Source organism: Vibrio nereis NBRC 15637, assembly GCF_001591105.1.
In the GTDB taxonomy this organism is placed as follows: domain Bacteria; phylum Pseudomonadota; class Gammaproteobacteria; order Enterobacterales; family Vibrionaceae; genus Vibrio; species Vibrio nereis.
In genome coordinates this window covers 63,568-88,554 of sequence record NZ_BCUD01000010.1, presented here as the reverse complement: position 1 = coordinate 88,554, position 24,987 = coordinate 63,568, and the positions used below count along the sequence as shown (strand labels likewise).

Below are 24,987 nucleotides of genomic sequence, written 5' to 3'. Positions count from 1 at the left end.
GTATGTGTCCTTATTTCGCTGATTCTTTAAGACTTCGGGGCAGTTTGAACTCACCTTTACTGCGCGATAATTCCTTGACTTCCGGTGAGTCGAGCGGCCCTTTCACTTCGTAGTTCACTTGGGTAAAGACCTCAACAACCGGAGATATGACCGTGGTGATCGCCAACACATAGAGTGCTGTTTGAGGCGTAACAGCAAAGGCCGTAAACACCGGGATACCAGAGGTTATGTCAGGCACAAAGTTCACTTCCGCATCCACCGTTCGACTGTCCAAATTAGCCAAACCACGGATACTCATTTCCCCCGATACGGCATCCATGTATATATCATTGGTGACAAACACCCCATCTTTTATCTCACCGCTGCCGGTTATGGAATCAAATGCCATCCCGTCGTCAAACACTCCTGTAAAATCGAGCTGCATTTTCCGAATGATAGAATCTAGACTGAACAAGCCAAGCAACCGCGCCGCACCACTGACATCCGAGATCACTCCATTACCCAATTTTGTGTCGACACTTCCTTGCAGCGACCTCACTTTCATTGACCATGGCGCGCCATCCCATTGTAGTTGTGCATTGAGGTCAAACGGAGCTTGTTGTATCCCTGATGAGATACCAAAACGCTCCATCACGTCACTGTTATTTTCACCAGACATTGCCACATTTAACTGGGTATGACTGCTCTCTTGCGAAAGGTGCCAAGAGCCGCTCATTTCAACCTGATTGGATCCGCTCACAAACGAGAGTTTCTTCCACTCAATCGTGTCGCCCTTACGCTGTAAGTCTAAATTCACTTTGCCCACTTTGTAGCCCTGGAGCCAAAAGTCGTCAATCATCAACACAGTGTTAGGGATTTGCTTGTGGAACGTTCGGTCAAACTCACTGATCAACGATTGCTTTTGTGAGTCTAGCTCAAACAGCGTCTTCTCTTGGTAATCTTCATCCAGGCCAGGAATAAAAACATGAAGGCGACTTAAAGCCACCGAGAGATCATAAGGAGCTAAATAGGTGGCTTTACCTTGCACTTCTTGGCTCGCTACGCTCATATTCCAGCGTGAGCTTTTCTTCTTCGCCGAGAAATCGACATCATTCCACTCGATGCCAGCAAGAGTCAGCTCTTTGGTATTCAGCGATACTCTTTGTGGTAGTGGGATCTCTGGAAAGGCCGATTGGCTCTTGCGAGACGAGGAGTTAACGTTCGCAACCGGGAGCATCTCTAACCAGCGGTCTAAATTAACCTTATCGGTTCTAATTTGGGCATGGTGACCGACAACCGGGCTGACTTTGAAACTTCCTTTGCCTACAACTAAATTCGTAGCTCGCAGCACTGGAACAGCGGGACGTATATCAATTTCAGTTTGATATTTTAAGTTGGGTAATTGTACGCGAGCAGAAATGCTCTCTTGATTCCCAGAAGCCTGCAGCCTAGCTTGTCCAGCTTGCTTTAACGGCTTATTTAATGGATACGGATAATGGCTTTGTAGCGCAGCAAGATCGGCTTTGGTGTCTATCTGATAAGTGAAGCCAACATCGTTAAGTTGCAGATCCACATCCATCTTCCAAGGAGCTCGCCCTTCAAGCGGAGCAACCCAGTGTTCGCCAAGATAAGGCGCAATTGGTTTGATCTTCCAGTTGCCCGCCACATCTATGCCTACGCTATAGCCTTTGCTCGCATTTTCTCCCGAGAAGCCGATCTTCACAGGCTGATCTAACAGCTGGGCTTTCAAGTTTGACGCTTTGACGACATCGTTATCAAATTGGATTCGGCCCTTCACGGACTCCAGAGTCATTTCAGGGGTTTTGATGTTCACGTCATTCTTTTTAAGATCCGCATAACCCCAAGCGCGTACCTCTTTATCCGCATTAAAAGGCACCCGCAGCTGAAACTTAGATGTGATATCCCCTTCGACCTGAACCGCCGTCAACGCGGCGCCCACCGAATCAACCAGAGGTGTCGCGGTCATATAGTCACGTACCGCGTTCCCTTTAGCTTTGGCACGCGCTTCGATTTCTATGTGGCCTCCTTCAGCCAACTCAGGAATTCGCCCAGTAATACGCGTTGCCTTAACCTCTTGCAACGTGGCGCTGCGAGAGTCTAGGTACATGGCGTCGTTTTCGAACAGTAAATCGAGCTGAAGGTCAGTGATCGGTGGCCACGCGGTATCAAAGCTAAATTTCGCCTTTTTGAGCCCAACCGAAGCCTGAAAAACGCCGTCATTTTGTTTATAAGGAAAGGCTCCCAGTTCGCCAAACCACACTAACTTTGCCTTATCGACCTTACCGCCTTGGATCGCGGTGGATAGGTAATCCGTTAGGCTTCTTCCAAGCGCCAAAGTAGGTAAGTAGCGCCAAGTTTCGCCTGCATTGAATAAGTCCGCCTCAGCATAAAAAGATAAAAATGGACTTTGCTGTTTGGGAAAATCTAAGCGGAATGCACCGAGCACCTGAAGATCTGGCGTAGCCGCAGTCACTTTATCCGCCCACAAGCGCCAACCAGATTCATCTTGTTGCCAAACAATGTCGACCTGACCTTGTTTGATCTTTAAAGGTGCCTGGAAGACATCCCCATAAGGTAACGTGTCATCGATCAAAGATAACTGCGCGCTCGCCTGATCCCATTGGCCAGATACCTTGGCAGAAAGCTGGTGGAGCTCAGGCAATAACTCCCACTGCGACATTCGGCCGTTGGTTAACTCGGCAGAATAACGCAAACTTTCTCGCTCTTTCCCCATCGATACACGGATGTCTTCAATTCGTCCTCCAACCGCGAGTTTCTGTAACAGATCCGTAGTTGTTTTTGAGCTAGGAGCGAGTTTGACTAGCGGGCTAATCGCTTCAATGTCCAGCTGAGAAGCATTTAATCGCCAATGCGTTGGCTGCCAGTTAAATACCATGTCTAATTCTGGCCATGGAGTATCATCGGTGCGCAGCTCAAGTGAGTGAGCATTTACTTGCCAACCTTGCTGGCTGGGCTCTAACTCAAAGATGCCTGACTCTATCAGCAATTCGTGACGCTGGCCTTCTTGCCAGATCACTTCCGTAGGTTCTAAAGCTAAGTAAGCACTCACTGGTTGAGAACGGTCTAGGGTGAACCAACTATTGAAACTTAGCCTGCCTTTTTCTATCCCTGTCTCTGTTTTTAGGTATTTAGTTAACCAAGGTGTAATGCGAACATTTTGCGCCGAGAGATAGAACTCACCGGTGACTTCCTTGATTGAACCGAAGTCTACAAAATCCGCTTTAACCTGCGCGGAGTTCACACCGCTGTCCGCCAGGCTCACCTCACCGTCTGCGATGTGGTGATTATCATCGTTTTTCCAACGCAACTTTACGATATCAAGCTGTCTTGGCTTTCCATCTAAACCTTGGAAATGAATCGTCGAATCGAGCAGAGAAAAATCATCAAGCTGCCTTAGCAGCAAATCATCCAGCCGCTGCATCACCCCTTGTTGGGATCCTTTTGGCTTCAGCACCGGCTGATCAGCGTCGTTCTTGGTTAATGTCACCGAGGTGATATCGAGGTCGAGTCGGTAGACACTTAAATCGGCCACCACAGGCTGGAGTTGAAGAAGGGACTGAAGCATATCCAGCTCCAGTTCAATTTTGGCGGCATTGAAGGAAATATCACTGCTCTGAGGAGTATGGACTTCAATGTCATGCAGCAAAATGGAAGGATGGCTATTGCGCCAAAAACCGCGAATATCGCCTATTTCCAGCTCAAAGCCCGTACTGCTGCTTACCCAGCTTTTTATATCATCTTGAAAATGATTGAGTTGAGGTAGAGTAATACGCAAAGCCGTTACAACAATGGCCAAAAGAACCAAAACTGTAACGGCTAACCCTAATACCCACCTTGTTATACGCGTTGTGGTCGAGCTCACATACAACCTTTACATCATCACGACATCAAACTGCTCTTGGATGTAGAGCGGCTCTGCCTGAATCTTAACTTGTTTACCTATAAACACTTCCAACTCGGCAAGTGAATGTGACTCTTCACCTTGCAAAGTATCAGCGACAGCCGGAGAGGCATACACCACGAATTTGTCTGCGTCATAAGCGCGATTGACACGGGTCACTTCACGCAGGATCTCGTAGCAGACGGTTTCTACGGTCTTTACCGTTCCGCGTCCTTCACAAGTTGGACACGTAGAACATAGGATATGTTCAATACTTTCTCGCGTACGCTTGCGTGTCATCTCGACCAATCCCAACTGAGTAAAACCGTTGATGTTGGTTTTAACGCGGTCTTTGTTGAGTGCTGCTTCTAACAAAGTAAGTACACGCTTACGGTGCTCATCCGACAGCATATCGATAAAGTCGATAATGATAATGCCACCTAAGTTACGCAATCGTAGTTGACGAGCAATGGCTTGGGTCGCTTCGATATTGGTGTTGAAGATGGTCTCTTCTAGGTTGCGGCGACCAACAAAAGCACCGGTATTGATATCCACCGTGGTCATGGCTTCAGTTTGATCGATGATCAAGTAACCGCCCGACTTGAGTTCCACTTTACGCTCTAGCGAACGCTGGATCTCGTTTTCGGTGTCGTACATATCAAAGATAGGTTTGTCACCTTCGTGCAGCTCCAGCTTATCGGTCAGCTCGGGAACATACTCAGAAGTGAATTCTTTAAGGTTTTCGAACTCTTGTCTTGAATCGACTAGGATTTTAGTCAGCTCTGTGCCGACAAAATCGCGCAAAATACGTTGTGACAGGCCCAGTTCACCATACAAGGTCGAACGCGTCTTGTACTTGGCACGACGCTCCATCACTTTGGACCACAGGCGTTTCAGGAATGCCGCATCTTGCGAGAGTTCTTTATCCACTGCCCCTTCGGCCGCGGTACGAATAATGAACCCGCCGTCCTCATCACAGTACTGACCGACAACTCTTTTCAGGCGAACACGCTCTTCTTCACTTTCAATACGTTGAGACACGCCAACATGACTTGCCCCTGGCATAAACACCAAGTAACGGGATGGAAGCGTAATATCCGTGGTTAAACGAGCACCTTTGGTACCTAATGGGTCTTTGACTACCTGAACGACGATGTCTTGCCCCTGACGGACAAGCTCAGAAATGTCGCGTACCTGAAATTGCTGCTTTTCATTTTCAGCCACGCATTCTGTGTGGGGAACAATATCGGAAGCATGCAAGAACGCGGCTTTTTCAAGGCCAATATCCACAAAAGCAGCCTGCATACCGGGCAATACTCGGCTAACTTTGCCTTTATAGATATTACCAACAATGCCACGTTTTGCTTCACGTTCTACATGGATTTCTTGTAGGGTCCCCCCTTCAATCATAGCTACCCGAGTCTCACTCGGGGTCACGTTGATCAGCAACTCTGCACTCATGAGCGCACCTCAATGTAAAATTATAAGAATTTTTGCAGAAGCTGGTCAGTTTCAAATAATGGAAGCCCTACCACGGCATGGTAGCTGCCTTCTATTCGCGTTACAAAACGCCCACCGATTCCTTGAATACCATAACTGCCAGCTTTATCGCACGGCTCACCTGTTTGCCAATATTGTTCGATTTCTTTGTCTGACAAGGTTTTAAACCATACGCTGGTCGATACTACGACCGTTTCGTGTCTCTCTTGACTCGCGACTGTTACCGCAGTCATCACTTGATGCTCTCTGCCTGAAAGCATCTGCAACATCTGTCTAGCATGTTCTAAATCGTGAGGTTTTTCCAGAACTTGTTGCTCACAAACCACGACGGTGTCGGAGCCGATCACAATCGCACTAGGCTCTAAGTCCAACGCTGCTTGGGCTTTGTCCTTTGATAATCGTGCAACGTATTCGTCTGCGCTCTCGTGCGGTTCACGGCGCTCTTCAACGTTGGTCGCCTTTACGGTAAAACGATACCCCAATTGCGACAGTAACTCTTTGCGACGGGGTGAAGCCGAAGCCAAAATTATAGGTTTTGTCATCACTATCTCACATGCCAGTGGCGTCTTACACGACGCATCAATAGGAACATCCAAGGCCATAGAATACAGTTAACCAGGCCACTCCAGAGAGAAACTGGATTAAAGGTAATGTCCTGAATCAAGTATTCGCCACAGAAGATCAGCACATCCAGCAGGATCGACATAAGACCGATTAGAATCGCTTGTTGCCACAATGCCATGTTGCGTATAACCAGAAAGTTAAGCGCAATCAGATAAATGACGATGGATAGCATCATGCCGCGGATTCCTAGGGTGGAACCGAGTAACAAATCCCACAGCAAACCAAGCATCAGTGCGCTTCCGACATTAATGCGGTTAGGAAGCGCTAACACCCAGTAACAAGTCACCAATAACAGCCAAGATGGACGCACCAGATCCAACATGCCAGGCCAAGGAATAGTTTGTAAGGTCAACGCCAACAGGAACGAGCACAAAATCACGATGCGCCCTTTAAAAATGCTATTCCCCATTCACGACTTCCTCTTGCATGTTTTCTGGCAACGCTTGCTGGATTTTTTCTTGTCTCGAATCACTTGGCCAAATCAATAGTAGGTAGCGCAATCTTTCAAAATCCACCACTGGATCGGCTTCAATCTGAGCAAACTCACGGGTGGTATCTCTTTCCACTTTAGAGACATGCGCAACCGGATAGCCTTCGGGGTAAAGCCCACCTAATCCAGATGTGATCAGTAGATCTCCTTCTTGGACATCGAGGCTAATTGGGATGTGATCAAGGTTGATATGATCCATATCGCCACTGCCCGATGCGATCACTCGAATATCATTACGAACGATCTGAACGGGGATGGCACTTAAGCTATCGGTTAGCAGTAACACGCGACTGTTGTGCGCAGAAACAAACGTTACTTGCCCAACAATACCCTTTTCATTCGCAACTGGCTGGCCGACATACACACCATCGATGTGGCCTTTGTCGATCACCACTTGATGACGGTATGGAGACGTATCGACCGCCATCACTTCCGTCACGACTTTACGTTCATCACGAACAAAGTCAGAGCCCAGCAATTTACGTAGTCTCTGGTTTTCTTCGCGGTATTGATCCAGCAACAGCAGATCATTTTTTAGGCGTAGGATCTCTCGTTTTAGCGTGTAGTTCTCTTCCATGAAGCTTTGGCGCACATTAAAACGCTCATAAACTCCATCAAACATCACACGAGGTACATCAGCTAAATACTGAATGGGAGCCACCATGCTATTCAGCAGGTAGCGAACTTGTGCAAATGTGCCTAAACGACTATCAGCCAGCATGAGGCTGGCTGATAGTATAACGGCAAAAAACAGACGTAATTGAAGTGAAGGTCCTCGGCCAAAAATCGGATTCATTGAGTATGAGTTCCTTATCTTGACACCCTAGCTGCCGCTAAGGTCATACGATTATTCTTCGCTAAATAGATCGCCACCGTGCATGTCGATCATTTCTAATGCTTTACCACCGCCACGAGCAACACACGTCAGTGGGTCTTCAGCAATCACTACCGGAATGCCCGTTTCTTCCATAAGTAAACGATCCAAGTCTTTAAGTAGCGCACCGCCACCCGTTAGAACCATGCCGTTTTCTGAGATATCTGAAGCCAGCTCTGGCGGACACTGTTCAAGAGCAACCATTACCGCAGAAACGATACCAGTTAGCGGCTCTTGCAGTGCTTCTAGAATTTCGTTTGAGTTCAGACTAAAGCTACGTGGAACACCTTCGGCTAGGTTACGACCGCGAACTTCGATCTCTTCCACTTCATCGCCCGGGTAAGCCGAACCAATTTCGTGTTTGATCTTTTCTGCGGTTGCTTCACCGATCAAGCTGCCGTAGTTACGACGCACGTAGTTGATGATCGCTTCATCAAAGCGGTCACCACCAATACGTACCGAAGATGAATAAACAACGCCGTTCAATGAAATAACTGCAACTTCTGTGGTACCACCACCGATATCAACGACCATAGAACCCGTTGGTTCAGAGACGCGTAGACCCGCACCAATCGCTGCCGCCATTGGCTCGTCGATTAGATACACCTCACGTGCGCCTGCACCCAGTGCTGATTCACGGATCGCGCGACGCTCTACCTGAGTTGAACCACAAGGCACACACACTAATACACGTGGGCTTGGTTTTAGTACGCTGTTATCGTGCACTTGCTTGATGAAGTGCTGTAGCATTTTTTCTGTTACATAGAAATCTGCAATAACACCATCTTTCATCGGACGGATAGCAGAGATATTGCCCGGAGTACGGCCTAGCATTTGTTTCGCTGCATGACCTACAGCAGCCACGCTTTTACCCACACGGTTGCGGTCTTGACGGATAGCGACTACGGAAGGCTCGTCTAGGACAATGCCCTGTCCTTTAACGTAGATAAGAGTGTTGGCAGTACCTAAATCGATAGATAGGTCATTTGAAAATATGCCACGAAGTTTTTTGAACATATTCTTCGCTCGTCCTGAAAGAATTATAAGATAGAAAATTGCACTAAATGTACCAATGCCGTGCCGCTACAGCAAGGCATTGCTACCCAAACATGGACTGAAATCCGCAATTTCTAACACATTCCTTACTTAGCGTGAATAATTAGTAAAATTTAATGTGCAAACAGTCCCGGTTCCCCGCGGAAAATGATCCGATCGTTGCCACGGTAGATACCGAAAGTGATCACGGAAGACGGGTCTTCATCGCCAATATCACGCCAGTTATACCTTAACCATGGGCGATGAGGCATGGCACCATCGGTAAAACACTCAATACTGTTCTCATCGGCCAACTTCACAGGTGGTGCTGAGTCAATGCGCGCCCAAACTCGCACTTGCTCTCGGTTCGTGCTGTTTTGCTCAATCAGCAATTTGGATGATTCACCACTGCTCACCGTCCCCTCTCCTTTAAGCTGGACAGAGGTCGTTGTGCCAGACTCAGACCAGATGACCTGTCGGCAATAATCGTTCGCATCAAAATTACTGCTATTGTCATCGGTATTTGTAACAAAACGATGATGCTGCCAATACTCAACCTTCAGCGGAACGTTTAAGTCACTTGCCTCTGTCACGCTACCGACATCTTGCAGTCGCATTCGGCCATATCGAAACTCTGGCTGAGATGGGAAAGCGGCTTCAAGATCACCATTCGAGAAACGGATACCATCAGGATCATCGGTAATACGTAGGCCAAATACCGCATTCGCCGTGTTAAATGGCCCATCTGGCTGCGTCGTCAGTGGCGTGGTTTTTACGCTTTTTTTCACAAAGCTAAAGTCATTGAATGATAATTCAAGCGCTGAAGTATCATCGGCCCAATATGTGTTTTCTTTCCAGCTTCCGAAGTTTGGTTCACCAACAACTAATACACGGTCAAATAAAGAGTCACCGCTTGGTTGCGACTGAGCAACATATTGCAAATCAGCAATCAACTCATCACTAAACAAACCGTAGTTAGATGTGGGCTCACCTGCTACATTTTGCGCTTCCACTTTAAAACTGTGGCTGATGGGTTGGCCCATATAAGCAAAGCTATCATGACCATCAACGTATTTCCATTGTTCCGCCACTGGCATCATTTTTAAATGAGCTGGATAAAAGCGACCAATGTTTTGAGTGTCCACATCAACATCCATCTCGAGATAACGAGCAGTGGTTTGAATCTGGAGCGTCCCGACTTCATTCCAAACATGGTTAACCGTTTTAGTCGGATGCTTAGGCTCAAAGCCAATCACACTTGATGGGGTCAGTACACCTATTGCTGCGCTCACTGAGGCTGGATAGACAACCGAATGGGAAAGCACCAAAGGCCCATTATCTAACGAGTAGTTATCCGTAAGTGGGTATTCACATTTATTAGTAGTACTGCCTTTTGAATCAGGGTGTAGTATCGGTTTATAGGTCACATTAAACGACTCCCCCGCTGACATAAACCCTGACTCGGCCGAAGTTGTTGCTGGGTTGCTGTTTGCGGGGTTGCTCGTCTGAACTACATCACAAATCGCGATCTTCCAAGGTCGAGATTTAACCACAAAGGTGCCATTTAAATTGTAGTAACCACTTAATGGGCACCCCTTATACTCGGAACACTCAAACCGATCATTTAACGTAACCAGAAACTCACCAGATTCTGAAATCGTCAATTCATCTTTGCTTACACCCTGATCATCCCCTTCAAAAATTGGTGCGTAATTCAAGATACCTTTGTTCGCTGTCGCGACATTCGGGCGCTGTACTTCATGCGAAATATTAGGGGTGCCATTGTAGCTTTGCGCGACCAATTGCTCAGAATCATCACAAGCAAGGACTTTCGCTACAACATTATTTGTCACTTGACCTGCTACCACAGCTTGATCTTTAACATCAAACTTAAACGGCACGAACTTGAATTGACTGTGAGCGTATTGGTTAGTGTCATGTTTTAAAGTGGCAATCAATTGATGCTCCGTGGATAAATCAATTTTGGCAGTATCTTTTGGAATCACTTTCAGTTTGAGTATCCCTGAGCTATTTGATTTAAAATCAGGGTAGTTTCCCATACCAAAATTTGGCAATACTTCAATATTGAAGTTATTCGCATTAGGCGTTATTTCAATACCAACTGATAGGCTTTCAGTCACATTATTATTCGTGGTTTGGACCGTAAAAACAGGCGCATCATCACCGCACATAAGCGCCAAGTCATTTTCGGGGGAAAGTGCTAGTTTATAATCATCCGTTGGCTCAAAGCACTGATTACTCGCTATAATTTCGGAACCATTGTGCAACTTAATCTTTCTAGCGGTCACCGCACCTTCAACTAGAGCGTTGTTGCTCAAAATGACATCTTTTTCGCTATACAGTAGCCCTATAAATTGCGAGTTATTAGCTAAATCAACACGGTCATGTATCACACTATTGTTATAGGTTAAATCGTGCACATACACGACAAGCTGACCTTTTCCTAGCTGGGAAAATGTTGAACCGTTACTTAGTGCAAATCCTTTTGTGTGGATCTCTACTACTTCTCTGTCTGGGATTTGTATGTTCCCATTAACATTAATACTATCAATCCAATAAGTACCAGTTTTAAACTTAGCTACGCCGTGCTTATCAATGGAGAGGCGGCCTATCGATTCATTATTTTGAAAGGTCCTTGATTTACCTTTTCCGACTGTGACCACTTCCAATCCGCTGTCTGGGGTTTGAAAGCTCTCCAGTTGTGGCCTCTCTACTTGCAACCCGGTATCACCAAAACACTCACTGCCGTCACAGCCTCTGCGCTTATTATCTGTAATATCAGATTGAGGAAAACCGAGGTACCTTCTTCCATTCAAAATGGGGGCTCCAGAAATATTCGCCGTATTCCCGATCTCTAATAAAGCATCTTGATTTCCATTCCATGTTTGAGCAGGCGAAGGAAATAACCGACATACACCCTCTGTTTCAGGTTTATCGAACAAAAAGTAAGAAAAGGGTTCCAAAGTATGGCTTCTTTCAGGGTCTTTCTGCATGTCTTCTTCGTTGATGAGAGCAACTCCGGTTTTAGACACAGAGCAGCGCCTTAACCACCCGCCATTTGGCCCATTTCTAGCACTCTTGGAGGCGATTAAAGTCGGTACTTTTTTAAAACCCGTTTCGGTAAAATTAATAACTTGCTGACAGCCTTCTGTGATTGGTTTAATCACCTTATCATCTAGGTTGAGTGTATTTTGGGTTGCCCCTTGACCGAGCCAGAATTTTCTTCCATTGACAAAACCTTCCCCCAAGCCAGCAACAAATGCGACTTCTTCTGGATTTGAAAGGAAAGCGTTATTCGTTACTTCGGAGCGCTCTAACAGTGCTGTAAACCCATTTCTTTTCAAATCTTTCGCAGATGCAGTGAGCCACAAGGGTTGATTATCCGCTTCATTGTTCCTCGATTGCAACTGAACAAGTACTCCGGGAGCTTCATTAAAACTTGATGTCAGCCCATAAGTTCCAAAAGACACAGGCGTACCATCACCGCCGCCTTTTTTGCCTGAAATTGTTGTTTTAGTGGACAATAAACCCGCGACAATTTTTGCTCCATTGTCAAACTCCAAAACACCTTCTTCTATGACCAAGTAGTCTATATTTTCCATCGGAGCATCAATAAAGTTGACTTCAATGCCCTTGCTACTCTTGATGCACTGCCATCGCTCTTCCTCTTCGTTATATTGTAAATAATTACATTTTTTCGCATGAGGCGATAAGCGTTGTTTGATTTGCGCTTTACTCGTCGATACCGACCAAACCCGTAAATCAGAAGGGAGTTCTGTTGTCTTTGTATCAAAGTTGGAACGACTAGGATTAATCGTTGGCATAACAAAAACTAAAGGAGGGGAGCTATACGTATTTTCAAATTTAAGCTCACAACTAACAACGGGACCTGAAGCCTTACATTCACTTGAGGGGATCGTACCAAATTCAAATTGAGGTTTAGTATTGGCCGCAGCCAAAGTAGCTCTAGATACAATTAAAATAAATAGCCAAAGCACAACCCACATTCTTTTCATATTCATTCCCTTACCCACACTTCTTGACTGCGCTGCATGGTGTTAATACCCGTTCCACAGATGGCCTCGGAACGCAGCACATACAGTTGTTTCCCATCCGATAGAACCCCACCACGTGGCTCACATGAGATTTTCACAGATTGGCAGTTTACTGCTGCAGGAATCGTTTTTACCGTTCCGTTTACCGTACGGCAAGTCGTGTCGACATAGAACGCTGCAGAGGCGGACGCTCTTAGCGGATAGAGCTCAATAAGTGCTAACTCATTTGCCGAGTGTGCGGATAACGCGGCTTGAAGGCCCATAATGTCTTTTGTGTGTGCATCATTATTAGACCATTCAATACGGTTTAAACTCATCGCGAGAAAGCCCATCACGACCAACACAAAAATCACTACAATGTATAAACTGCCAGTTTGTTTGCGCTTAAGGGACATTTAACACCTGAATATTTTGTCGGAAGTGAGTACTTTCGTTATTTTTATTGGTAAATTGAAGATGAATGCTGACCACACCATTATGCTGCACTGTTGCGGGGGAGTAGTTTAGCGCACCTGATACGCCTGGATCAGAAATGGGCGTAATACCCACGCCATTAACCAGCCTTTGAACTTGATTACCCATGATGCAGTAACTGACTTCTCCATTCGGATCAAACAAGTAGTGTCGATTTGATACCGAATTCCCTGTTATCTGGACAGCTTTACTTTTAAGTAGGAAGGTGCCTTTGCTACTGCTCACCGCTGAGAGTGTAACGATATTGTTTTGTGCAGCAGCAGACACGGTCGGGTTAATCACCAGCGATAAGTTTTTCATCGTATCTACCGATGCACTTTTGCTCCCAACCACAAACTGTAAATCTGCCCCTGAAACAGCATAGAAGCCAGAGGTCACGATCGGATAAAAAGAGAGGCAGTTGGTAGCACCGGTGACTGACTTATTAGACAGCATATTCGGCACGGCGTGGCGCACTTCTCGGCTGATTTTCTCCAGTACAAATTTGGCTTGAGTTTGCAGCCGTTGCCGCTCAATCGTATCGCTATACCCTCGTGCACCAAACTCAACAAAGCCAGCGATCCCAAGCACCAGAATGCTGCCGATAATTAAGGTGACGACCATTTCGATAAGAGTAAAACCTTTCACTTTCATCAATAATTCCCCTTATACGCATGCAGCTGAATTGGGGGTTGATTTGGGACGGATATCGTTAGCGCGATGTGTTTGATTTTATCAACTTGTTGATAGGTAACCTCGATGTCTAAGCGAAAATTCTTATATGTTGTTGCACTATCACCCACTAACGTATTTAGGTCCTTACACCCATTTGTACCTTTGGGCTCCCAACAACCTTGATAGTCATCCACATCGTTGTAAGCAGAAACAACGGACTCTTCGTCAGTCAGGGCAGTCGAGCAAGCAGCGCCACTTAGCGCGGTTTCACCACAGCGAATATCGCCGCCCTTAAAATCACTGTTGTGATCAAACCCTCTGGCTAAAATGGTCGACATCACACTCTGCCCTAGCGCGGCAGCGCGCGCTTGGTAATGCGGATTCGCAGAACGAACGATTTGTGGTACTAAAAATTGGGACATAGTGATCATCGCCAATGCCATGATCACTATAACAATGATGCTTTCAATCAGTGTAAAGCCGCGTTGCTTTCTCATGAGCACACTCCAGAGTAGACGTAACCCTGAGCGTTAATTTCGACATCACATTTATCATCTGAGGAAGAGATCGTGATCTTCGCGCCGGAAGCTGAAATGTCGATGGGATTTCCCAACAAATCAAAATTGATGGGGGATTTAGTGTTGACCGAAAAAAATACGCCGTTTGCGTTGCCATCAACCCAATCACTTCTAGCATCGCTTTTTAAAGTACAAGCTTGTTCAGAGCCGATACAATCTGAGTTCACCACTAAAATAAAGCTGCTATCACCAGATACGTTACTGAGGTCAACGTTAGACTGCATTCGGTTCACCTGAACTTGGCGAACAACCGATATAACCTGCTGCTGTATCACCATCGCTGCCACACTATCACGGCCGAACAGTCGGCTCGCGGTATACACCGAAACAATCGCGAGCAATAAAATCACGACAATAAGTTCAACCAAAGTAAAGCCTTGTGTGGGTTTGACGTGCATAGATGACCTAAGTAATACCGTTGACTGGCTCGATTATAATTGAGATTTGATCAAGCTTGGGAGTTGAATACAACGTTTGCGAAGGATTGAAAAGTGAATCAGGTAGTTTGAATATTTGCAGGAAGAAAAGGCCAGCGATGCTGGCCTTTTTCAAAGTACTAATTATTACAACCTTTACTATTCACGGTTGTTTTAGCTGCTGCTGATGCTGTTTTTCCCGTTGCTTCTTTATAAGAAACATAGCAATCCGAACCAGAGATATCAGCATAATCAGTCTTACCTTCAAACGTCATGACGAGTTCTTGACCTGTTGAATCCACATCCCAAGACCAATCATCAAAACCGACAAGAGCAGCACCAATGCCAGCGCTTGTTGCGGTTGGGTAGCCATATGCTGTAGCGATACCTTCTACATTTTGACCCGAAGATATCGCTTCTTCACCTTCCATAGCTGACTTACCATAAACAATACCCGCAGCACCATCAATTGCGCCTTTTAGGCCTTGTAGTGATGCCTCACGCGCATCATCTTGAAAGTTTAAGAATCTTGGTGCAGCAGTCACTGCCAAAATACCCAAAATAACAATTACCACCACTAGTTCAATCAGGGTGAAACCGCCTTGTCGTTTCATAGTTTATTTCTCTCTATGTTGTAGTCGCAGCTCTACTGCAATGTTACGGTCACACGACCAGTATTCATTTCGTACACAAACTGATGTTGAGTGCCACCTTGTTGCTGAATATAAGTACACTTTGAGTTATCGCTGTCAGCTTGTGCGGAATATTTGATGTTTGAGTCAGCTTTAGCGTTGTCCACCGTATCGACGCTAGGTGGGTTTTGCAATAAGTTGTCCATTAAATCAATGCACGCTTGTGTGGTTACGCTCGCCGGATAACCAGCGCCATCTTTATACACAGCAACTGGGTAACCATCACGAAAACCTGTGTCGCTACCGTCACTTGCTTTAGAGCGAGTTAACCAGAACTCAATGCCGTCATAATTGACTTTGTTAAACTTCTCGTCACTGATCGTAGCGGAAGGTCGAGCTTCTGCTTCCCACTGAGCGCGAGCAGATAACACACCTGTTGCGAAACCACCTGCGACGCCTTCAATGCTGGCCTTTTTAGCTTCATCCGTTACATCTAAAAACTTCGGCAATGCCGCGACGGCAAGAAGACCGACAACAACAATCACCACCACGAGCTCCACTAGGGTAAAACCAGACTGTCTGTTAAACATATTCACTTAAACTCACTGTTAACTGCACCGTATTATACGAGCATTTATTCACACTTCTATCGACCAAATGTCAAAAAACAACCACTCATCAAAAAAACGTCAGATGAAAAAGCGTCTGTGTTTCATAGTAATAACGAGGTACTAGCTTCATCACAGTCGCAATCACACAAATAATTGATACTAGAAGATTAATTCTTTGTCTCCATAAGGACGTCTGCGATTTTTTCATTTTAGGCAGGCGATACCAGCCACTTACCCTTTAATAGCATCCAGCATTCCCCACATAGGTAAGAAAATACCTAATGCCAGTATCAGCACCATCCCAGCCACCAGCAGCAACAGAATCGGTTCTATCCGTGCAGTTAAGGTCTTGAGATCGTAATCCACTTCTCGATCATAAAAATCCGCCACTTCCACGAGCAATTCATCAATACGGCCCGTTTCTTCTCCGACAGAAATCATCTGAATCACCAGAGGAGTAAATACACCACTGCTGATTGCCGTTGAAGAGATCGCCCCTCCCGCTTCAATAGACGATTTCATCTCCATCAGGCGATTTTCTAAGTACTTATTTCCCAAGGCTTCTGCCGCTAATGATAATGAGCTGTTCAGTGGTACGCCCGCTTTTAGCATTAGTGAAAAAGTCCGAGAGAAGCGCGACATTTGGGCGCGATTAACAATCGGTCCTACAATCGGCAATTTGAGACGAAACTTATCCCATTTTTCTCTACCGGATGCGGTTTTCAGCCAAGCGGCTAAGCCAAATAGCCCACCCACAATCATCGCGAGCATAAAGTGCCAGTAACTAACAAAAAACTCCGAAGTCGCCAGTAGGATTCGCGTCGGCAGCGGTAAATCAACCCCAAATCGATTGAACATACTGGTGAATTGAGGGATCACTTCCACGTTTAAGACGAACATAGCAATGACGATGAAACTGACCACAAAGGTTGGGTAACGCATCGCTGCTTTTATTCGCTTACGTGTCTCTAATTCTTGCTCGTAGTAATTCGATAACTGAAGCAGTGCTGCGTCTAGATTACCGGTGTTTTCACCCACATTAATCATCGAGACAAATAAGGGGCTAAAAACCCGTGAATGCCTCTGCATAGAAGCCGCTAAACTGCGACCATTTGTCAGCTCTAGAATGACCTCTTCCAATGCGTGCCGCAGTTGTTTGTTATGACAATTAGAGACCAGACCTTTAAAGGAACGTAACAAAGGTACGCCTGCTTTCGTCAGGCTATAGAGCTGGCGGCAAAAAATCACCAACACATCTAAAGGCACTGCTGGCTGTATCAGTAGCTTAAGATCGACACTCAGCGCACCCGCCCCTTTGCTTTCACGAAGCTGGGTGGGAATAATACCTTTGCTCATTAGTTGCTCGGCAGCCGCATCTTGGGTTGCCGCTTCTAGTTCACCGGAAACAGACGCCCCATCCAAACCGCGACCTTGATATCGAAATTTTGGCATCTTATCACCTAAATATAGATAGCTTGCTCTACGCCAGAGGTATCGCCTTCACCTAAGCTCATGACTTCATCGAGACTGACCATTCCCTCCAACGCCAGCTCCATTGCAGAGACTAATAACGGTTTGTACGAAGACGACTGACGGGCGACTTGAGCAAAACCAACAGCATCATTCGCACGTAACTTGTCCATCATATCGTTGTCTAGCTCTAGCATTTCGAATACACCTATGCGTCCCCGATATCCGGTTAAATTACAGTTCTGGCAACCTCGCCCACGGTAGAAAGTGGCGGATATTTGATGAGGAAAACGCTGCGCTAACCAGTGTTGGCGAGCATCATCCACGACTTCTTCGCTCTTGCAGTCTGGGCAGATTTTACGCACTAGACGCTGTGCAACAACAGCTCTCACGGCACTGGCCACTAAATAGCCAGGCGCTCCCATATCGATCATCCGAATTGCGCTATCCACGGCGTCATTGGTATGCAATGTACTTAATACTAGGTGGCCCGTTAGCGCCGCGCGTAAGCCAATTTCCACCGTTTCCTGATCTCGCATCTCACCGATCAAAATAATGTCGGGATCCTGACGTAGGAAAGTTCTCAGTACGGTAGAAAAACCAAGATCAATTTTCGAGTTGATCTGAACTTGGTTTACTCGCGGCAAACGGTATTCAACCGGATCTTCTGCTGTGATGATCTTTTTACCTGGCTCATTCAGCTCGTTCAGCGCGCCATACAAGGTGGTGGTTTTACCTGAACCTGTTGGCCCTGTAACCAAGATCATGCCATGAGGCCTTTTTAGTTGGCGCCTTAAACGTTGTAACAAATGCTCGGGAATGCCCGACGCTTCAAGTCTGCGCACACCAGAGGTTTGATTTAATAAACGCATAACAACCGATTCACCATACTGTACGGGCATGGTCGACATACGAATATCAACAGACTGGCCTTTGACCTTGATGTTAAAACGACCATCCTGAGGAAGGCGCTTTTCTGAAATATCGAGGTTGGCCATCAACTTCAAACGTAAGACTAACGCAGGAGCGATGTTCACCTCATTCAGTAAGGTTTCATGTAAAACACCATCTATTCGCTGACGCAATCGCAGAACGTTAGCATCAGGTTCGATATGTATATCCGAGGCGCCAACTTGAATCGCATCTTCAAATAACGAGTTGATAAGTTTGACGACGGTGACCTCATCACTGTCATCCCCTTCCACATTGAAATCAAAGGCATCAGTAACATGATGTTCAGCCTGCAACTGTTCAGCAAACGATGCGATTTCTTTAGTGCGGCGATAATAGCGGTCAAAGCTATCTACTAACTGTTTTTCTGCCGCAATAATAAACTCAAGGTTGTATTGCGATAGCTGTGCAAGCAGCGCTTCTTGGGTAAATAAGTCGGCTGGATCACTCATGGCCACGCGCAACACATCTTGATGCCTACCAATAACGAGCGCACGTAGACGTCGGGCATGCACTTCTGGTAGCAGTTGAACGGCATCCAAATCAATGTGGGCACGGCTTAAATCAATAAATGGAATACCCAACTGCTGCGACAAAAATGTGAGCATTTGATGCTCAGATAAAAAGCCCAGCTCAATCAGGGTCGCACCAAACTTTTGCCCGGTAGACTTTTGTACCGTTAAGGCTTTTTCCACTTGTTGTTGGGTAACAATCCCTTCTTCAACCAGCAAGTCACCAAGGCGTTTTCTGAGTTTAATTTTCACCTTTTTGCTCCTCTAGCTGAGCGATAAGCTTGAGCCTATCTCGAATGAACTGCTGCGACTGCGCTGATACGCCAAGCCCTTGTAACGCTTGAGAATAAGAACGCTTGGCGTTGTCAAACTCCAACATTCTCTCTTGCTGTATCGCTAACCCAAGCCACCAGCGGCCACTTTCCGGTTCCAGCTCGACAAGCTTGGCATAACTGGTACGAGCAATATGATCTTGGTTACTTTTTTGTGCCAGCGCGCCACGCAGTGACAAATACTCAACATTGGCACTCGTTGGAAGTGGCGTGAGCACCGATAAGGCCGTCGCTTGTTGCTGCTCTTTTATTAAGAGCTTCGCTAAGGATAAACGCAAAGAAATGTTGTCGCGGTCACGGCCAATACCTTTCTGCAGCAGTTCAAATGACTTTCTCACCTCTCCTTTCCCGTAATAGAGGGCGGAAATGGTTTGACGCAGCTTGGTATCTTGAGGGGTATACCTCAGCGCTTCATTGTAGAGCTCGAGCGCGTGTTTCAGGTCGTTGTTATCCAGTGCTTTTTGGGCTTTATTTTGCGCTTGAATAGACAGTTCTTCAGCGGTGAGCTGAACGTGTTCGATACTCACTTCCCCTACGGATGTCGGCTCAACTGGAACGACTGGTTCAGGCTGTGTCAGCGTAGGCTTCAGCTCTGTCGTTGCTGGCGAGACCTCTTGGGTAGCGGTCCGAGCGATCGCAACAGGCTCTGGGGCAAGCGGTTCGCGTAAGTGAATCTTACTGCTACTTTGAGCCAGAATTTTATTTGTGGGTGAAGGCAGCTGAGCCTGGATGCCTTGCTCAGGCTGAATATTTTGGTAGGTGCTGGCCACTTCAATAGACTCAAATGGGGTTTGTTGTGATACTGCCCAGCCCCCAACCGTTAAACTCAGGGCAAAGCTTCCTACGACCCAAGGTAGAATCGGTCTCGCTTTGATAGGCTCAACGTGGGCACGTTGGATCGAGCTTAGCGGCGCACCTTGCTTGTGTGCCAGCTCAGACAACGCTTTGTTAATCGCACTCATAAGTTAACTCCACCCCCATAACATTGGAGATTTAAATCTAGGCTTACGGCTGTCGTAAGTATCATGAATCGCATCAAAGAGATGAGTGTTCTCCACTTTTTCTTCGTTATGGCTGTACGCAAGAAGCAATGTTTTGTGACTGATCTGGTTGATAAGCCTCGGTATGCCTTGGCTAGCCTGCCAAATGGCTTTTTTTTGCGCCAAACTAAACAGTGACTTATCGCCGCCCGCTTTCTCTAAGCGACTTTCGATATACGCAGTTGTCTCTGCCAGGCTCAGTGCTCTCAATTGGGCACTAAACGTGATTCTTTGCCGCAATTGTCTCAGTTGATGTTGTTGTAATCGCTCATCCAATTCCGGCTGGCCGATTAAAACAATTTGTATCAGTTTTTGTTGCTCGGTTTCTATATTGCCAAACAGTCTAAGAACTTCTAACGCATCATCAGGTAAGGCTTGTGCTTCATCGACAAACACGACCACTTGCCTGCCGCAATTAGCCAAGTCGATCAGTTGCTGGTGGATTTTTTCAACCAGCGTGCTTGATGAGTCCGCCTCAATGCCCAACTCTGCGGCTACGGCAACTCGGAGTTCATCACCATTTAGCGCAGGATTTGGTAAGTAAACCAGCTGAATATGCTCAGGAAAATGATTCACCATCATCCGGCAAATCATGGTTTTTCCTGTCCCGACTTCACCGGTCAGCTTGATAAATCCTTCCCCCATGTTTATTGCCGTATTTACCGTTTGAATCGCCTCGTAGTGAGGCCCTAAACCTAAAAACAGTTCAGTTGACGGCGTTAAACTAAAGGGAGGCTTCTGAAAACCAAAATGCTCAAAATACATTGAACTATTGCTGCTCTGGGAACCATTCCTGTAATAAATCTCGGGAACGTTCCAGTTCTTTCTGCCAAGTATTCACACCCACAACAGTTGGCTTAAGTAGAATCACCAGCTCGGTTTTTTGAGTTAACTTTTTCGTATTGCGGAACAAGTGCCCCATTGCCGGAAGATCACCGAAAAACGGGACTTTAGATACCTGATCGACGGTATTGGACTTCATTAGACCGCCGATCACCACGACATCTCCATCTTGAGCGCGGATCACTGAGTCCGACTCACGAATGGAACTGCGCGCGAGAGGCAAGCTGATGCGTGTATCCCCATAACCAATATCTTTGACCTGTTCATCGACTTCAATGACCGCAGGGTGTACGTGTAATAAGACATTACCTTGATCGTCAATTTGAGGAGTGACATCCAAAGAGATCCCCGAGAAAAATGGTGTTAGCTCCAGTTCAGGAGAAGGTTCAGAGTTATCGCCTGTCCCCACCACACTCGATAGGTCTGTCACATAGTACTCGTCAGTACCAACTTTGATCACCGCTTTCTGGTTGTTTGAGGCGGTCACTCTTGGGCTAGACAGTACATTCAAATCACCTTGGGTCGACATGAAATTAAGTACGGCATCAAAGCTGCCACTAGAGATCACTAAATTGGACTGCCCTCCAAGCAATGTGCCGATGGCATCCAAACCAGGAAGTACCGAGGAAAGAACATTGCCACTACCGTCTTTTACGATAGAGCCACGGCCAATGGAGTAATCTGCTCCGTTGGAAGTAAAAGCTTTGGACCAATTGATTCCTTGCTGATAACCATCACTTAACGTCACTTCGAGAATTTTTGCTTCCAGAATCACTTGGCGCTGCATTCGTTGTTGAGAGATACCGAGGAATTCGCGCACTTGACGAACTTCATCAGGGTAAGCACGAACAGTGATGACACTCGCTTGTGGCGTAACCACCACACTTTGCCCTGCATTATGACCAATCAGTTTTGCTACGGCTTGCTCTAACTGTGGCCAAAAGTCGCTTTCGCTGAGGGTTTCTATCTGTGTGCCACCTTTGGCCGTTCGGTTTGTGCTGGAGTCATCACTCGAGCTAGATGAGTCGGTATTGGAAATCGTCCCGGTAGAGATTGATGTCAAAGAGCGGCCTGAACGTTTAAATTGCAGGTAGTCAACCGGTATCGTGACGGTTCTCAAACCTGCTGGGTAAACTTGGATCACACGGCCACTTTTCACAATATCAAAGCCATAAATATCGCGAATGACATCCAACACTTCTTCCATCGAAACATCGGTTAAATTCACCGTGATCAAGCCTTGCACATCAGGGTGAATAGCAACACTGAACTCTGTGCCTTTGACTAAGCTGGCAAAAAAGGATTTGGCATCAACATGATTGGCTTGGATTCTGAAACGCTTGACGGTAGCCATTGAGGGCTCGGCATCCTCCCCAAATTGAGGCATCAGGTCGGCTTCCACTGAAGGAGGCAATTGCTCTAAGCTTTGGTTGTTCACTTCATTTATTGCCTGGTTTAGGGCTTGTTTCGCTTCAATAGGGTCTCGGTGCCCCATCGAGCAACCAGCCAATGACGCAATCATGATAGCTACTGTGAATGTACGCATATAGTTTTATGACCTTACTGCTTAATATCCAGAGCAAAAAGTTCCAGATTCCAACGCTTACCACCTCGAGACAGGGTGACACTCTCGGACTCAATATTCTTAACCTGAAAACCGCTAATACGGTCTCCCACCATGACGCTCTTCCCACTGACAACCGCTTTGCACTCATCGCTGTCGCTGCAAATAATGCTTTGTACACGAGGGAGGGGATGCTTTACCACTTTATTCGCTTTGGGCAAAGTAACACTTGGTTTTTGCCAATTTAACGGAGCGGTTGGGTCTTGCGAGGCCCAGCTTACCGTGGAGCCACCCAACAACATCAGCAGTAAAATCGTTCTAACCACCAATAAACCCCTCTCTTGTACCTAACGTATAAACCTCAAGCACCAAGCGTGCATCAGGGTACTCTTCGACTTTGTAGTGGAAACTGCGCCAATAATACTTAACAGGTAGTGACTCTAATGTTTCAAGGTACTTAACAATGGCAAAGTAGCCGCCTACTAGCTCAAGTCGCACAGGATGAACATAGTAAGCCGATGACTCTGCGCTGGTTTGATTTTGTAAAATAGGCTCAGCACCCAGTGATTCCAAAGAGATCAATTGCAGCCCTTTAGTTCCCGCTAACACGCTTTCAAGCAGCGTCGCCATTTCACTAGGCGAGATAAGGTTTTCAATAATTTGTGCTAGTTGGTGTGATAACTGCTGGCTCTCTGTCACTAAGCGTTTATATTTAAGGTTAATTTCCTGATCTGGGTCTTTTTTCAACTTGGCCGTCATCAGTAAAACATCGGCTTCTAGCTTCTGACTCGCGAGCTTAGTGGTAGAAATATTTTTCATCACTTTCTGGTTGGACTGATAAAGAGGCTCAATCACAAATGTCATCAATGCCATTACAATCGCGACAAACCCACACAAAGTAATCAGCCATTTTTCTCTCTGCGACAGTTTGACAAACTTGTCACCCAGTAGTTGCCACAATTGCATTAACTGCGCTCCTCTTTCGTCTTGAGCTCGAAAGTCAGCACTCCCTGCTCATTACGACCAATTTTGAGCTTTTCAAACGTACGCCCAACGAGATTGAGTTCGCTCTTAAACTGACCAATCCAATTGGGAATGGCTTGCGCTTCTCTGGCATAGCCCTTTAAATCTAGGGATTGGCTATCAATTACAATCGAGTGCAGTGAAATATCATTTCGTCCTAGCTTGGCGAGTGATTGCATTACTCCGGAATAACCAACCTGCTGCTCAGTGTCATGTTCACTGACAGCATCCAGCGAACGACGTTTGGCCTCAATTTCTGCTTCCAGCCGATGAACAGCGGCAACCTTAACTGGGCTGGGTTTGTGTTTTGCAAGTTTTTGCGCCAACGTGCTGGATTGCTGTTTAAACTCTGCTTGTTGCGCTTTCACTAAATTCAGTTGCTCAGTGAGGTGATTGTGCTGATAACTCAGCGCACCATAGATAGCCAATGAAACAGCAGCGGTTCCGGCCCACCCCAAGAGTACATTTTTTAGCGTAAAGTACTCTTTTTTCGGCTTGAGGTGAGTAGGAAATAGATTGATTGCTTGTGGTGGTGTTAATTCTGTTTTTTCAATCAGAATAGCGCCTGACTCCAGTTGCTCCTCATTGAGCAAACCCACCTTAACACTGAGTCTTTCCGCTAACTCTTGCACGACTTCGTGCTGTTGCTCCTCATCACAGCAGACTCTCATCTGATGCAATGATACCCCTTTAACCTGAGAAGAGAGGTAGTCGATGGATCGTTGCAGCTCTAATGCCAAACCATCGAGTTGAAGTGAATGACTGGCACTGCCTGTCAGTGGAGACGAAACGCCCCGAATAGTACGCTGAAAAGTACACTGACCTTCGATGAAAGCACAAACACGGAACAGGCCTTGCTTACTTCGTTGTAAAAGGAGAAATTGCGTTAGCCCCTTTGCTGAATAGGCCCACACTTCTTCTTCGACTAAAATGCGCTCTAACTCGATATTAAGCCGATTAAGTTGCTCATAAAGAGAAAGCACCACATCGCGTGAGATCACGAAGACTTGGAGCTTGTTCCCAATAGGCAGCGGAGCAGCATCAGCAACAATATCGGTAATACGCTCAGAAATTAGGTCTTTAATGAGGAATGGCAGCGCCCCTGGCAACTCCTCATCTGGCACCGCAGGCTTATCAATCTGGTAGGTATGATACAAGCTAGTGTGTAGGACAACTTGTACGGAGATATCCGTCACTGCGTTCTCTTGGAGAGTGTTAAACAGGACTTGTTGCCACGCACGCCCATCGAACGCAACGTAGGATGGCAGCTTGCTCTCTGACAATGCAGAAAAAAAGAGCCCACTCGGCTGAACGACAACGGTCAACCGTGAAGCATTGTGCTTACTTTGTTTAAACTTACCTAAAAAAGAGTGTTTGTTCATCGAAT

21 protein-coding genes are annotated in these 24,987 nt (G+C 46.3%); all 21 read right to left on the bottom strand.

Features of this window, described 5'->3' with window-relative positions; translation table 11 throughout:
• Positions 1-10: 10 nt before the first annotated feature.
• Positions 11-3,883 carry a YhdP family protein gene (locus tag VNE01S_RS12215; RefSeq protein WP_053396381.1) on the bottom strand — a complete coding sequence of 1,291 codons (3,873 nt, stop codon included), beginning with the start codon at positions 3,881-3,883 and terminating at the stop codon, positions 11-13.
• A 9-nt stretch (positions 3,884-3,892) separates the two neighbouring features.
• Positions 3,893-5,362: a ribonuclease G gene (rng, locus tag VNE01S_RS12210; protein ID WP_053396380.1), complete on the bottom strand. Its 1,470-nt coding sequence runs from the start codon at positions 5,360-5,362 to the stop codon at positions 3,893-3,895.
• Positions 5,363-5,382: 20 nt separating this feature from the next.
• On the bottom strand, positions 5,383-5,943 hold the full coding sequence (locus VNE01S_RS12205; protein WP_053396379.1) for a Maf family protein: 561 nt from the start codon (positions 5,941-5,943) through the stop codon (positions 5,383-5,385).
• A gap of 2 nt (positions 5,944-5,945) precedes the next feature.
• Complete coding sequence (gene mreD / locus VNE01S_RS12200) at positions 5,946-6,434, bottom strand: rod shape-determining protein MreD (protein WP_053396378.1); 489 nt, start codon at positions 6,432-6,434, stop codon at positions 5,946-5,948.
• Entirely contained in the window at positions 6,424-7,311 is an 888-nt protein-coding gene (gene mreC / locus VNE01S_RS12195) for a rod shape-determining protein MreC (protein ID WP_053396377.1), read from the bottom strand. The genes mreD and mreC overlap by 11 nt, the downstream gene beginning before the upstream one ends.
• Positions 7,312-7,362: 51 nt before the next feature.
• A complete protein-coding gene (locus VNE01S_RS12190; protein ID WP_053396376.1) occupies positions 7,363-8,406 on the bottom strand; it encodes a rod shape-determining protein in 1,044 nt (347 codons plus the stop codon).
• Positions 8,407-8,558: 152 nt separating this feature from the next.
• Positions 8,559-12,461: a DUF6701 domain-containing protein gene (locus VNE01S_RS12185; protein WP_053396375.1), complete on the bottom strand. Its 3,903-nt coding sequence runs from the start codon at positions 12,459-12,461 to the stop codon at positions 8,559-8,561.
• Between the two features lie 2 nt (positions 12,462-12,463).
• On the bottom strand, positions 12,464-12,895 hold the full coding sequence (locus VNE01S_RS12180) for a hypothetical protein (RefSeq protein ID WP_053396374.1): 432 nt from the start codon (positions 12,893-12,895) through the stop codon (positions 12,464-12,466).
• Positions 12,885-13,607, bottom strand: a complete 723-nt coding sequence (locus tag VNE01S_RS12175; RefSeq protein WP_053396373.1) for a PilW family protein — start codon at positions 13,605-13,607, stop codon at positions 12,885-12,887. Before VNE01S_RS12175 ends, VNE01S_RS12180 begins: the two co-directional genes overlap by 11 nt.
• Positions 13,607-14,125, bottom strand: coding sequence for a prepilin-type N-terminal cleavage/methylation domain-containing protein (locus VNE01S_RS12170; protein WP_053396372.1), 519 nt, complete (start codon positions 14,123-14,125; stop codon positions 13,607-13,609). Before VNE01S_RS12170 ends, VNE01S_RS12175 begins: the two co-directional genes overlap by 1 nt.
• Complete coding sequence (locus tag VNE01S_RS12165) at positions 14,122-14,604, bottom strand: type II secretion system protein (RefSeq protein WP_053396371.1); 483 nt, start codon at positions 14,602-14,604, stop codon at positions 14,122-14,124. Before VNE01S_RS12165 ends, VNE01S_RS12170 begins: the two co-directional genes overlap by 4 nt.
• 158 nt (positions 14,605-14,762) lie before the next feature.
• On the bottom strand, positions 14,763-15,236 hold the full coding sequence (locus VNE01S_RS12160) for a type II secretion system protein (RefSeq protein ID WP_053396370.1): 474 nt from the start codon (positions 15,234-15,236) through the stop codon (positions 14,763-14,765).
• 32 nt (positions 15,237-15,268) lie between these two features.
• Entirely contained in the window at positions 15,269-15,844 is a 576-nt protein-coding gene (locus tag VNE01S_RS12155; RefSeq protein WP_053396369.1) for a prepilin-type N-terminal cleavage/methylation domain-containing protein, read from the bottom strand.
• A 252-nt stretch (positions 15,845-16,096) separates the two neighbouring features.
• Positions 16,097-17,317 carry a type II secretion system F family protein gene (locus VNE01S_RS12150; protein WP_053396368.1) on the bottom strand — a complete coding sequence of 407 codons (1,221 nt, stop codon included), beginning with the start codon at positions 17,315-17,317 and terminating at the stop codon, positions 16,097-16,099.
• Between the two features lie 8 nt (positions 17,318-17,325).
• Complete coding sequence (locus VNE01S_RS12145; protein ID WP_053396367.1) at positions 17,326-19,050, bottom strand: GspE/PulE family protein; 1,725 nt, start codon at positions 19,048-19,050, stop codon at positions 17,326-17,328.
• Entirely contained in the window at positions 19,040-20,092 is a 1,053-nt protein-coding gene (locus tag VNE01S_RS12140; protein WP_053396366.1) for a tetratricopeptide repeat protein, read from the bottom strand. The genes VNE01S_RS12145 and VNE01S_RS12140 overlap by 11 nt, the downstream gene beginning before the upstream one ends.
• A gap of 3 nt (positions 20,093-20,095) precedes the next feature.
• The gene (locus tag VNE01S_RS12135) at positions 20,096-20,935 is read right to left on the bottom strand and encodes an ExeA family protein (protein WP_053396365.1); all 840 of its coding nucleotides are present in this window, start codon (positions 20,933-20,935) and stop codon (positions 20,096-20,098) included.
• Between the two features lie 4 nt (positions 20,936-20,939).
• A complete protein-coding gene (gene mshL / locus VNE01S_RS12130; protein ID WP_053396364.1) occupies positions 20,940-22,559 on the bottom strand; it encodes a pilus (MSHA type) biogenesis protein MshL in 1,620 nt (539 codons plus the stop codon).
• Between the two features lie 14 nt (positions 22,560-22,573).
• Positions 22,574-22,903 (bottom strand): MSHA biogenesis protein MshK, encoded by a 330-nt coding sequence (locus tag VNE01S_RS12125; RefSeq protein ID WP_053396421.1) that lies wholly within the window; start codon positions 22,901-22,903, stop codon positions 22,574-22,576.
• Positions 22,896-23,543 (bottom strand): type 4a pilus biogenesis protein PilO, encoded by a 648-nt coding sequence (locus tag VNE01S_RS12120; RefSeq protein WP_053396363.1) that lies wholly within the window; start codon positions 23,541-23,543, stop codon positions 22,896-22,898. Before VNE01S_RS12120 ends, VNE01S_RS12125 begins: the two co-directional genes overlap by 8 nt.
• Positions 23,543-24,982: a type IV pilus biogenesis protein PilM gene (locus VNE01S_RS12115; RefSeq protein ID WP_053396362.1), complete on the bottom strand. Its 1,440-nt coding sequence runs from the start codon at positions 24,980-24,982 to the stop codon at positions 23,543-23,545. Before VNE01S_RS12115 ends, VNE01S_RS12120 begins: the two co-directional genes overlap by 1 nt.
• Between the last annotated feature and the right edge of the window lie 5 nt (positions 24,983-24,987).

Excerpts from the sequence above, each read along its gene's own strand:
- rng (WP_053396380.1), bottom strand. The coding sequence starts at position 5,362 with ATGAGTGCAGAGTTGCTGATCAACGTGACCCCGAGTGAGACTCGGGTA.
- VNE01S_RS12205 (WP_053396379.1), bottom strand. The coding sequence starts at position 5,943 with ATGACAAAACCTATAATTTTGGCTTCGGCTTCACCCCGTCGCAAAGAG.
- mreD (WP_053396378.1), bottom strand. The coding sequence starts at position 6,434 with ATGGGGAATAGCATTTTTAAAGGGCGCATCGTGATTTTGTGCTCGTTC.
- mreC (WP_053396377.1), bottom strand. The coding sequence starts at position 7,311 with ATGAATCCGATTTTTGGCCGAGGACCTTCACTTCAATTACGTCTGTTT.
- VNE01S_RS12190 (WP_053396376.1), bottom strand. The coding sequence starts at position 8,406 with ATGTTCAAAAAACTTCGTGGCATATTTTCAAATGACCTATCTATCGAT.
- VNE01S_RS12185 (WP_053396375.1), bottom strand. The coding sequence starts at position 12,461 with ATGAAAAGAATGTGGGTTGTGCTTTGGCTATTTATTTTAATTGTATCT.
- VNE01S_RS12180 (WP_053396374.1), bottom strand. The coding sequence starts at position 12,895 with ATGTCCCTTAAGCGCAAACAAACTGGCAGTTTATACATTGTAGTGATT.
- VNE01S_RS12175 (WP_053396373.1), bottom strand. The coding sequence starts at position 13,607 with ATGAAAGTGAAAGGTTTTACTCTTATCGAAATGGTCGTCACCTTAATT.
- VNE01S_RS12170 (WP_053396372.1), bottom strand. The coding sequence starts at position 14,125 with ATGAGAAAGCAACGCGGCTTTACACTGATTGAAAGCATCATTGTTATA.
- VNE01S_RS12165 (WP_053396371.1), bottom strand. The coding sequence starts at position 14,604 with ATGCACGTCAAACCCACACAAGGCTTTACTTTGGTTGAACTTATTGTC.
- VNE01S_RS12160 (WP_053396370.1), bottom strand. The coding sequence starts at position 15,236 with ATGAAACGACAAGGCGGTTTCACCCTGATTGAACTAGTGGTGGTAATT.
- VNE01S_RS12155 (WP_053396369.1), bottom strand. The coding sequence starts at position 15,844 with ATGTTTAACAGACAGTCTGGTTTTACCCTAGTGGAGCTCGTGGTGGTG.
- VNE01S_RS12150 (WP_053396368.1), bottom strand. The coding sequence starts at position 17,317 with ATGCCAAAATTTCGATATCAAGGTCGCGGTTTGGATGGGGCGTCTGTT.
- VNE01S_RS12140 (WP_053396366.1), bottom strand. The coding sequence starts at position 20,092 with ATGAGTGCGATTAACAAAGCGTTGTCTGAGCTGGCACACAAGCAAGGT.
- VNE01S_RS12135 (WP_053396365.1), bottom strand. The coding sequence starts at position 20,935 with ATGTATTTTGAGCATTTTGGTTTTCAGAAGCCTCCCTTTAGTTTAACG.
- mshL (WP_053396364.1), bottom strand. The coding sequence starts at position 22,559 with ATGCGTACATTCACAGTAGCTATCATGATTGCGTCATTGGCTGGTTGC.
- VNE01S_RS12120 (WP_053396363.1), bottom strand. The coding sequence starts at position 23,543 with ATGCAATTGTGGCAACTACTGGGTGACAAGTTTGTCAAACTGTCGCAG.
- VNE01S_RS12115 (WP_053396362.1), bottom strand. The coding sequence starts at position 24,982 with ATGAACAAACACTCTTTTTTAGGTAAGTTTAAACAAAGTAAGCACAAT.